This is a genomic window from Mailhella massiliensis, from assembly GCF_020741395.1.
Lineage (GTDB): Bacteria > Desulfobacterota > Desulfovibrionia > Desulfovibrionales > Desulfovibrionaceae > Mailhella > Mailhella massiliensis_A.
On the sequence record NZ_DYZA01000080.1, the window covers coordinates 1 to 10733 of the forward strand.

Genomic DNA, 10733 nt, shown 5'->3' on the forward strand with positions numbered 1-10733 from the left:
GGTGGCGGCGGCGAGGGCGAGACCGGCAATGAACTTTCTGATCATAAGGCTCTCCTTTTAGAAGTTGGGTTCACAGGTACGCTTATCTCTGTTCTTTCTGAAGAAAGGCAGAACCAGGAGGATGAGGGCCACGATGAAGAGCGCAATGGCCACGGGATGTTCCAGGGTGTAGTCCACGAGGGAGCCGCCGCCCATGTAAATGGCCACCTGGCTCATACGGTATTCGAGCTGGTTGCTGAGCACGTAGCCGATGAGCAGAGGAGCCACGGGGAAATCGGTGAGGCGCATGAGGAAGGCCACTACGCCGATGGCGAGAGTGATCCAGACGTCGAACATGCTGCTTCTGGGCAGATAGACGCCGATGAGCGAGCAGATGACGATGATGCCGAGCAGCACGGCCGTGGGGAAGGCGATGATCTTGCCGAAGCCGCGGATGCAGATCCACGCCGCGGGGATGAGGGCGAGGTTGGCCATGATGAGCAGGATGAAGGTGGCGTATACTATGTCGGGGTTGTCGGCCATGAGCCGTACGCCGGGGGTGATGCCGTGCAGAGTGAGGGTGGCCAGCATGAGAGCCATGGTGGGTTCGCCGGGGATACCCATGGCGAGGGTGGGCACGAGCGCGCCGCCGGAAACGGCATTGTTGGAGGATTCCGCAGCGATGAGGCCGTCGGGTTCGCCCTTGCCGAAGTTGTCGCGCGCGGGGGAAATGCGTTTGGCCGAGGAGTAGGCGATGAAGGTGGCCGCCGTGGCGCCTGTGCCGGGCAGGATGCCCAGGCCGCAGCCGAGGAAGGAGGAGCGCAGGAGGTTGGAGATGCGGCCCTTCACCTTCCAGTCCGACCAGGAGGGCAGTTTCATGCTCGTGCAGTGTATGACGGAAGGAGCCTTTTCCGAGAAGGATTCATAGACGCGGTAGAACAGTTCGGCGAGGGGGAATACGCCTACCACCACGGGCATGAGGTCGATGCCGGAAACGAGGTTCTGGCTGCCGAAGGTGAAGCGCATTTCGCCGGTCTGCGGGTCGTTGCCGATGGTGGCGAGAAAGAGCCCGGCCACACCCATGAGCACGCCCTTGACGTGGTTGTCGTCGGAAAGGCTGGTGATGCAGGCGAGGCCCATGCAGATGAGGGCGCATATTTCCAGCGGGCCGCCGTATTTCACGGACAGGACGGCCAGAGAGGGCGCGGCGAGCACGAGCACGGCGCAGGAAATGAGCCCGCCGAGCACGGAGGCCATGGTCACCCAGCCGAGAGCTTCCCGGGCCTGGCCTTTCTGGGCCATGGGATAGCCCTCCATACCGGTACAGGCAGACTGCGGTGTGCCGGGGGTGTTGAGCAGTACGGCGGAAATGCTGCCGCCGTAGATGGAGGAAGCGTACACGCCGAGCAGGAGGGCAATGGCCGGGCCGCTGCCCATTTTCAGGGTGAAGGGGATGCAGATGGTGATGGCCACGGCCGTGCCCAGGCCGGGCAGAGCGCCGATGACAACGCCGAACAGCACGCCGAAAGCCAGCATGCCCAGGCAGAACGGATCGGCGATGGTTCCGAATGCATGGAAAATGTTTTCAAACATGGGATACCTGCCTGTCGGACTACAGAAGATCAAGGAAGAAGGGGCGGGGCATGGGAATGCCCAGCAGTTTTTCAAAGGAAAGCCAGGTAAGCAGCGCGAGGGCTACGGCTGCGGGGATGGTGAGCTTGTTCCTGTAGCCCATGACCCAGAAGAATATGAGCAGGAAGAGAAGAGTGCTGCCGAAAAGTCCCGCATAGTCGAAGGCGAAGATATAGACGACGATGCACAGAAGAACCTTGAGAAGCTGTACACGGGCTTTTTTGAAGTCATACCAGTCGTACTCGTCCTTCTGGCCGACGATGTAGAACACGCTCGCGCCGATCCAGATGGAAATGAGTATCTTGGGATACGTCATGATGTGCATGGCGTTGGGGTCCGCAAAGAGCATTTCATGTGGCTCCATGGCCACCTTGAGCAGGCAGAGCCCGATGAGCAGGAATATACCGCCTACAAGAATGTTCCCTCGTTTCAACATCGTACCTCCTGAAACGGATCAGTTTTTTTCCGTAGGAATATTGTAGAGAAAGGCCAGAAGGGTGCGGCACTGTTCTTCGGTGATGATCGTCTGGGGAGTGAGGCTCCAGTATTGATCCATGATCTCCAGCACGGGAACCCGGTCGAGCAGATTTTCCCTGCTGAGAAGCGGCGGTTCGGAAATGATCTTCACAACACCCTTCAGCCCCAGGGTGCGCATGGCCCGATAAAGATTGGCCTCAATAGCCCGGATGCGCCCGGCATCGTTATCCCAGATGGAGATTTCGGTGTTCATGGAGAACTCCTTGTGTATGGAATAACGAATATAGTTTTTAGATATTTTAGTCAACGGATAATTTTTGTACTTCGAGTACTATTTTAATAATAGTCAATAAATAAAGGAGGTTTTGTTGTTTTCGATATTAGAGGACTGCTCTTTTTGGGCGATTAGGTGGACAAAAATTTCGTTTGATGCTAGGAAAAAATAGAAAATTTTTTCAATAAAAACGGGAAACAGTATGATTTTTGACGATCAAACGCTGACTGCGGGATACGCCTTCGCCGCACAGCTTTGCGAGGCGTACCGGGAACTTTCCGCTCGGGATCTGAAACTTGTCATGCTGGCGGCCATGGGGGAAGTTTCCCTGCCTTCGGCCCGCCTGGAACATATACGCCTGCATATCCACCCCAATTGGGAAGGCTGCAACCGTATTCTTTTCGTTGTTGCGACGCTTTGCGAGATAGACAGGATTTCCGGCGCAAGGCAGCTTCCCCCCACGCGCGTCATTGATGTCATGAGTCATATTCAGGTGTTCAGGGAGAACATGCCCGAAGGTGCCGTGATTGAGTGCCATGGCGACAGCACGCTTCCCCTGGCGTTGTGGTTCGCGTTCCGCGGAGCCGTCGTCTATTTCACGGGAGACAAGGACTTCGCTTCCTGCTGCGCGGCCATAGCGGAGCGGGAGATTCGCTGTGTGTCGCCGGAAGAGCCCTTTGTAAGCGAGGCGTATCACTTTGTTTCCCTGTTCCGGGGCAATGTGGCCATTCCCGCTTTTTACCGGAAGCTTTTCCGTGCCCGTTACAAGGGCGCGGTGATCCTTACCACATGGTCGTTCCTCAACTGCGACAGTCCCCGTATCCTCCAGCTCAAGCAGAAGTTCGTGAGCTCCGGGGAACTGCGCACGGCCATACAGCTGCCATCCGGTGTGATGAACAGGGCGCTGCCCGCGCTGCTTCAGCTCGCCCCGCCGAGGGACGGCAATCCCGGCAAGGTGCGCCTCATCAATGCCAAGGACTGGTTTATTCTCGGCCATGCGGGCATTGTGGAAGTAAGTTATCTGACGCCCATCCTCGACCAGGTGGACAGAAAGCCCCACGCGGAAGGCCAGCAGCGCGGCCCCATGCCTCCCGCGGAGGATGTCGCCCCGGCGGAGCTCATTCTGCGTCAATGCGATCTGCGCATGCGCGATCAGCAGATATTGAACAACACGGAGCACTTTGAACGTCTTGAGGAGTGTGCCACGCTTATCCGCGGGCAGGTGCTGCCCTCAAGGGCTTCTCATGAAATTGCCCATGAGTATAGGGAAGTGGTGCTCACCGATATCGACGAATTCGGCCTTGTCGCTTCGGCCAGCCGTGTACTGGACAACGCGCCGAGGCTTACGCCTTCGCGGGAGGTGGCGCTTCTGAGGAAGAATGACATTCTGCTCAGCAGCAAGGGGTCGCTCCTTTCCCTGGGCAGGGTAGGCATTGTGGCGGACACTGTGCCCAACTGGCTGCCGAGCCAGACATTCTACCTCATCCGCGCGGAAATAGTCGACCCTATCTGGCTGTTTTACTTCCTGCGTTCCCGCACGGCGCAGGAGTATTTCCAGTCTCACAGCTCCGGTACTACGGTGCCCCAGATCAAGGTGGGCGATCTTTCCTCGCTCCAGATTCCCGTGCCCGACGAGCGTCAGCTTGAAGAAGTGCACAGGATCCATGAAGACATGCTGAAGCTCGTGAAAAAGAAGCGTAAGCTCAGGGAACAGCAGGGCCTTTTGCTGCAACAGAGCCAGAGCGTGTTCGACAGCATGCTGTAGCGCTTTTCGGAAGGAACCTTTCCGGTGCAGCGGCTGCAAAAAAAACGCCCCTTCCTGAGAAGGAGCGTTTTTTCATAAGCAGAGAAGGGGTCAGGCCTGACGGCTCAGAGGAATGAAGTTTTCACTGTAGTAGGAATCGAAGTGGAATTCATAGCGTTCCATGGGCACGGGGCGGAAGTTCCAGACGAGCCTGCCGTCCTGCCGGGAGGCAAGATACCAGCCGAGGCTTGCGGGATCCTTGTCGGGGAAATCTTCCCTGTAATGGCTGCCGCGGGACTCCCTGCGCAGCAGGGAAGCGTTCAGGTACAGCTCCGTGGTGTCGGCAATGCCGTACATTTCCACCCGCTTGGTAAGGAAGTGCGGGGTGGGGGCGGCAATATGGGGCAGAAGATCCGCGCGTATTTCTTCAAAGCGTTTGAGGGCACGGCGCAGGCCGGTTTCCGTTTTCAGGATGGTGACGTCGTAGGGAGCGATGATGCGGCGGAATTCGTTGAGCACCTCCTTGTAGGGGATGCCGTCTTTGCCGAGAGGTTCCAGGATGTTATGCTTCAGTTCCTTTACTTCCCGGTAGTCGGGTTCATACTGATAGTCCAGGGAGGCTGCGTATTGCCCGGCCTGTTCCCCGGCGATGCTGCCCGTGGTGGCTGTGCCGGAAACCGCCCATCCGCCGAGATAGAGGCCGGATTCCAGGTTGCGGGCGCGGCCGGCGGCGAAGATGCCGGGGATGCAGGTCTGGCCGTTGATATCCGTGTCAATGCCGCCGATGGCGTAGTCCACCTGGGGCATCCATTCCACCTTGTCCCTGAAAAGATCCTGCCCCATGGTGCAGAGCCTTTCGTAGTTGAGCTTCATCCAGCCCACGGTGGGGGTGAGAAGGCGGATGTTTTCTTCAGGCATCTTGCTTACGTCGAAAAACAGGGGAGCGCGCCCGGCACGGTATTCCTCCACCATGGCCCGGGTGTTGAAATGCGGATCCATCTTGGCTCCCAGAGTGGGCGAATAGCGGCTCATGAAGTCTTCGCCCTCGGCATTGACGAAGCGCGCGCCGAGGGGCAGCAGCATGGTCTGGCCTTCCCAGCAGAACTTCGCCGGGACGTTCCATACCTTCAGGAATTCAAAGTTACGCAGCTGCACACCGGCACGAAGGGCCATGCTGAAGGTTTCCCCCGTGCAGGTATTGGTGCCGTAACTGGCCTTCCAGCTGGAATTGCCCGTGGAGATGATAAGGGATTTTGCCTTGATGATGTAGAACTCCGCGCTACGGGTATGGAAGCCCGCGAGACCGGCAAAGTGGCCGTCCTTCATGAGGATATCGGTAATCTGTATGCCGGGAAGCAGGCGGACGTCGGTTTTTTCCAGTTCCGCCACAAGGTGCTGGATGAGACTCTTGCCGCCGGTGCCGAAGGGGCGGGAAAGGACGCTGCCGATGTGCTTCAGGCCGCGCTGGTAGACCCTTTTGAGTTTGCCGTTTTCATCGCGGGCGAATTTGTGCCCCATGCGCTCGTATTCCTGCATGCATTGCAGCGAACGCTTCATGAGACATTCGATCACATCCTGTTCCGCCAGCCCTTCAAAATAGTAGGAGAGTTCCTTCACCCAGTTTTTGATATCGTCTTCAGGATCCCAGACGACCATATCGCCGCCGCACATGGAGCCCTGGCCGCCGCGCTTGAAGGGCCCCTTGTCCACGATCATCACCTTGTCGGTGTACTTTGAGGCCTTGAGGGCGGCCCACAGGCCGGCCATGCCTCCGCCGAGAATGAGGACGTCCGTTTGAAAAACGTGGCCGAGGGTATTGAGATCGCCGTATGTCATATGTGTTCTCCACAGAGCATGTTGTGGTTGGGCTTGGAATTGGGAATCGGTGTATTTCTGCCGGGAAGGAGAAAGGATACCGTATCCCGGCAGGCGGGGAATGACGGATATCAGTCCGCCTTGGGAAGGGGCGCGAGAGCCTTGGGCCATTCTTCCTTGATGGGATCCACATAGATAGCCCCTGAGGGGCAGCCGGTTTCACATCCGAAACAGGTCATGCAGTCGTCGGGGTGGGCTATGGCGGCCTTGGAGCCGCAGGTCAGGCAACGGAGGCTTTCTCCGAGCACCTGCTCGTGACGAAGCCCGCCGTAGAGTTCGGCGAAATGCCCGTCCACTGTGGCGACGGGGCGTGCGCTTCCTTCTTCTCGACTGATGAGCTTGTGTTTTTCCGGCGCTTCCAGAGCGGGAGCCACGGGCATGTCCCAGGCGGTGAGCAGGTGCAGGTCTCCGCCGCGCAGGTAGGTGAGCATACCCTTTGCGGCCCTTTTTGCCCCGCCTATGGCCGAGGCCACGGAGCTGGGCCCGGTAACGGCGTCGCCCGCAGCGAAGACCCAGGGGAGGGCGGTCTGTCCGGTGACGGCATCGGCGGCCATGCCTTTGCCCGTGAGGATTTCTTCAGGCATGCCGCTGAGGTCGCAGGCCTGGCCTATGGCGAAAACAATCATGTCGGCTTCCATGTGCCTGGTTTCATTTCTATCGAAAACAGGGGCGAAGCGTCCTTCACTGTCGAACACGGAAACGCAGCGCTCCATGTCCACGCCCGTTATCGTGTCGCCGTCGCGCAGGACTTTGAAAATGGAGCTGGAAGGCATGAAGCGAACGCCGAGATTCCGGGCGTCTTCAATATTGTGGGCAAAGGCGGGAAGCTCGCCTTCCGCTTCCAGGGAAACTACGGTCACGCTTTCCGCGCCCAGTCTGGCAAGGCTCTGGGCTACGTCCATGGCCACGTCGCCGCCGCCCACCACCACGGCGCGTCCGGAAACGGAGCGTATGGTTCTGGTGCGTACGTCGCGCAGGAAATTCAGCCCGTACATGACGTTTGCACCTTCCGCGCCTTCAGTGGGAACGCGGCGGGCCAGCCCGGCCCCTATGCCGAGGAAGACGGCTTTGAAGCCCTGTGCATACAGGTCTTCCAGACTGAACTGCACGCCCAGTTTCTGCCCGCAGCGGAAGGAAACGCCTATGGACTGCAGGCGGGCGATGAGGCGGGAAAGAACCACGGCGGGCAGACGGTATTCGGGAATGCCGTAGCGGAGCATGCCGCCCGGTTCAGCCTGAGCCTCAAACACGGTGACCTTGAAGCCTTCTTCCGCGAGCTGAGCGGCGCAGGTCAGGCCGGCGGGGCCGGAGCCCACCACGGCCACGGGAGCGACATGCTTTGCTGTGGCGGGGGTGGCCGGGCTCTCCAGCGCCTTGTCGCCCAGGAAGCGTTCAATGCCGCCGATGTTTACGGCACTGTCCACGGCGCGGCGGGAACATTCCCCTTCACAGAAATGAGGGCATACGCGCCCGGTCACGGCAGCCAGGGGGTTGCTCTTCCAGCTCAGTTCCACGGCTTCGCGGATGGAGCCGAGCTGCAGGGCCGCGTGATAGTCGCGGATATTGTTGTGTATGGGGCACGCTGCGGAGCAGGGCGATGCCACGGCGGGGGAACCGTATACCCGGAACACGTCCAGCGGGCAGCTTTTCATGCAGGTGCCGCAGCCGATGCATTTTTCCTGGTCGAGAGAGCGGATCATAGAAAACTCCTTTTTAAGGCGCAGCCGGAGACCCTGTGGGGCACAGGCTGATAATGAGGGGGCTTTAGGGAGGGCGGCGAAGCCCGGCCGGGGACGGGGATGGACCCGTACCCGGCAGACGGGTACGGACAGGGCTCAGGAGAGCAAGGAAGGCAGGAACAGGGATATCTGCGGGAACATGATGAGCAGGGTCAAATGAACGACATCGGCCAGGACGAAGGGCATGGCCCCGCGGAATACTGTCTGTATGGGTGTAGAGTTCCCGGCAATGCCTTTGATGACGAAGAGGTTGAGTCCGACAGGAGGAGTGATGAGACCCATTTCCGTCACTTTCACCACCAGGATGCCGAACCAGATGGGGTCGAGATTGAGCTGCTGCACCACGGGGAAGAAGATGGGCACGGTGAGCAGCACAATGGCCATGGAGTCCATGAAGCAGCCGAGCAGGACCATGATGAGCAGAATGGCCACGAGCACCACATAGGCGTTGACATGCATGTCGAGAATGAGCGTGGCAAGTTCGTTGGGAACGCGGCTTACGGCGAGGAAGTATCCGAAGAACATGGCGCCGAGCAGGATCATGTAGCACATGCCGGTGGTCTTCACGGATTCGGTGAGGCTGTTGGTGAACACCTTCCAGCTCATCTGCTTCTTGAAGAAACTCAGGAGAAAGGCGCCGAAAGCTCCTATGCCCGCGGCTTCATTGGGAGTGAAGATGCCTGCGTACAGCCCGCCGATGACGACGGCGAACAAGGTAAGCACGCCCCATACCCTGCCTACGGCATGAACCTTTTCCTTTATGGAGCAGGATTCTCCGCGGGGGCCCATTTCAGGGTGGCGATGCACGAGAATGGCAATGGTGCTTATGTACAGGACGGCCTGAAGTATGCCCGGGAGAAAACCGGCCATGAACAGTGCGCCTATGCTCTGTTCGGTGATGATGCCGTAGAGCACCATGACGGTGCTTGGCGGAATCATGATGCCAATGGTACCGCCTGCGGCGATAGCGCCGGTGGCAAGTGCGTTGGAATACTTGAACTTGCGCATTTCCGGCAGCGCGACGACACCCATGGTGGCCGCGCAGGCCACGCTGGAGCCGCAGATGGCCGCAAAGCCGGAACATGCCGCCACCGTCACCATGGCCAGGCCGCCCTTGAGGCTGCCCATCCACTTGCTCACGGCCCAGTACAGGTCTTCGCTTACGCCGGACTTGAAGGCAAACTGCCCCATGAGCAGAAAGAGGGGCACGACGCTGTAGCTGTACTGCACGAAGGTTTCATAGGGGACGCCCTGGGCTATGCCCATGGCCGGTTCCAGGCCGGAGAGGAGGGCGAAGCCGCCGGTTCCGACAAGAACCATGCCCACGCCGATGGGAATACGGGCGCAGATGGTCAGGATGAGGACAAGCATGCCCAGGCAGCCGATGGAGAAAGGAGTCATGATTTGTCCTCCTCATGGGAATGGAAGGCGGCGACAAGTTCGCAGAGGGAAATGGGAATTACCAGCATGAAGGAAAGACAGATCACGGCTGCCGCAGGCCACATGGGCAGGCCCAGGGTGGGAGTGCTGAGATTGCTTTCCATGACTTCAACAATCAGGGGGATGGACTGTGTGCCGAGCAGGATGAAAACCCCGCAGGAGCAGAGAAGGGAGAAGAGAAGCGTGACTTTCTTGAGCCGGCGAGAGAGAAGGTTGTAGACAAGATCCACGCTGACGTGACCATCTTTATAGGAACAGTACAGAATGGCTATGGGGGAGAGAACACCCATGGACAGCTCTATGATTTCATACACGCCCTGGATGGGGCTGTGAAAGAAGTAGCGCATGATGACGTCTGCCGTGGTGATGACCATGGCAAAGGCCAGTGTGAACGCCCCTATCCAGAGAAGAATATTGACGAGGCCGTGGAATAGTTTCTGGAACATGGTCGCTCCTTGGCCGGAAACAGGCGGAGGGCCTGTTTCCGGGAGAGGTTACTGGTTTTTGCCGAGAGCAAAGTCGAGCACGGCCCGGGCTTCAGTGAGCCCCTCTTCTTCGGCATGCTTTGCCCAGGCTTCCCAGATGGGTTCGCCCGCCTTTTCCACCCAGCGCGCCCGCTCTTCGGGGCTGAGCTCAAAGGTTTCGAGCTGAACGCCGTTTTCACGGAGCGTGGAAAGGACGGAACGGGAAGAATAGGAGAAGTTTTCCGCCCACCATACGCTTCCGGCCAGTCCGCTGTTGGCGTCTATGGCAGCCTTGCCGGCTTCGGGAAGGCGGTTGTAGGCTTTCTTGTTCATGGCCACGCCGAAGAAGGAGAAACCGAAGGGGGCGTTGGTTACCACATACTTGGCGACTTCATAGAAGCGGAAGCCGTTGATGGGTTCCCAGGAGGCCAGCGTACCGTCGATGGTGCCGCGCTGAAGGGCGAGATAAACATCGGGCATGGGAATGACTACGGGAATGGCGCCGAGAGCTTCAAGCGCGTCCACCAGCGGGCCGGCCACGGTGCGTATCTTTTTTCCCTTCAGATCTTCCAGTGTACGGATGGGCTTGGTGGAGACGAGGTTGAACACGTCGGAAGTGAACAGGGCGAGCAGTTTGTTGTCGGCATAGGGGCGGGCGAACTGGGGGAATTTTTCATACATTTTCCAGAGCGCTTCGCTGGCTTCCATGGGGGTGGAATAGGGCAGGCCCGGCAGAGTGATCACTTCGGCAAGGGGATTCATGCCGGGGTAGGTGGCCATGGCGTTCCAGCTTACGTCCGCAATGCCCTTTTTGGTGGCAGACCAGACCTGTGAGCCTTTGGCCAGGCTCTGGTTGGCGTACAGGTCGAAGGTGATGGCGCCGCCGGAGGCTTCTTCCACTTTTTTTATCCAGGGCTGCGTACCGTGGACGGAGCCCCACGAGGTTTCGGAATTCTGCTCGGCGAATTTAAGGGGTTTTGCCGCCTGGGCGCTGGAAAGGGGCGCGGAGGCGAAACACACGGTCAGGGCCAGAAGAAGGGTGAGACGAGGGAAGCGAAGCATAGAGTCTCCCGGGCAAAGGTGAGGCGGAACGGACTGCCGCCGGAAAT

General features: G+C 58.9%; 9 protein-coding genes. 1 reads left to right on the forward strand and 8 read right to left on the reverse strand.

Annotation, left to right across the window (positions count from 1 at the left end; translation table 11 throughout):
* Window positions 1-57: 57 nt before the first annotated feature.
* From K8W16_RS04420 to K8W16_RS04430, 3 genes are read right to left on the reverse strand one after another with little or no spacing between them, the layout of a single operon-like run.
* Window positions 58-1572 (reverse strand): tripartite tricarboxylate transporter permease, encoded by a 1515-nt coding sequence (locus K8W16_RS04420; protein WP_304121472.1) that lies wholly within the window; start codon window positions 1570-1572, stop codon window positions 58-60.
* A gap of 19 nt (window positions 1573-1591) precedes the next feature.
* Window positions 1592-2047, reverse strand: a complete 456-nt coding sequence (locus tag K8W16_RS04425; protein WP_304121474.1) for a tripartite tricarboxylate transporter TctB family protein — start codon at window positions 2045-2047, stop codon at window positions 1592-1594.
* 18 nt (window positions 2048-2065) lie between these two features.
* Complete coding sequence (locus tag K8W16_RS04430) at window positions 2066-2341, reverse strand: hypothetical protein (protein ID WP_304121476.1); 276 nt, start codon at window positions 2339-2341, stop codon at window positions 2066-2068.
* A 223-nt stretch (window positions 2342-2564) separates the two neighbouring features.
* Between K8W16_RS04430 and K8W16_RS04435 the strand changes: the two genes are divergently transcribed.
* Window positions 2565-4127, forward strand: coding sequence for a restriction endonuclease subunit S (locus K8W16_RS04435; protein WP_304121478.1), 1563 nt, complete (start codon window positions 2565-2567; stop codon window positions 4125-4127).
* A gap of 90 nt (window positions 4128-4217) precedes the next feature.
* Here the strand turns inward: K8W16_RS04435 and K8W16_RS04440 are convergent, their stop codons facing one another.
* The 5 genes from K8W16_RS04440 to K8W16_RS04460 all read right to left on the reverse strand — a co-directional run bounded on the left by K8W16_RS04440 (window position 4218) and on the right by K8W16_RS04460 (window position 10686).
* Window positions 4218-5942 carry an FAD-dependent oxidoreductase gene (locus tag K8W16_RS04440; RefSeq protein WP_304121480.1) on the reverse strand — a complete coding sequence of 575 codons (1725 nt, stop codon included), beginning with the start codon at window positions 5940-5942 and terminating at the stop codon, window positions 4218-4220.
* Window positions 5943-6052: 110 nt separating this feature from the next.
* Entirely contained in the window at window positions 6053-7681 is a 1629-nt protein-coding gene (locus K8W16_RS04445; protein WP_304121482.1) for an FAD-dependent oxidoreductase, read from the reverse strand.
* Window positions 7682-7816: 135 nt separating this feature from the next.
* Window positions 7817-9121 carry a TRAP transporter large permease gene (locus K8W16_RS04450; protein ID WP_304121484.1) on the reverse strand — a complete coding sequence of 435 codons (1305 nt, stop codon included), beginning with the start codon at window positions 9119-9121 and terminating at the stop codon, window positions 7817-7819.
* Window positions 9118-9606, reverse strand: coding sequence for a TRAP transporter small permease (locus K8W16_RS04455; RefSeq protein ID WP_304121486.1), 489 nt, complete (start codon window positions 9604-9606; stop codon window positions 9118-9120). The genes K8W16_RS04450 and K8W16_RS04455 overlap by 4 nt, the downstream gene beginning before the upstream one ends.
* A 48-nt stretch (window positions 9607-9654) precedes the next feature.
* The gene (locus K8W16_RS04460) at window positions 9655-10686 is read right to left on the reverse strand and encodes a TRAP transporter substrate-binding protein (protein WP_304121487.1); all 1032 of its coding nucleotides are present in this window, start codon (window positions 10684-10686) and stop codon (window positions 9655-9657) included.
* Window positions 10687-10733 lie beyond the last annotated feature (47 nt).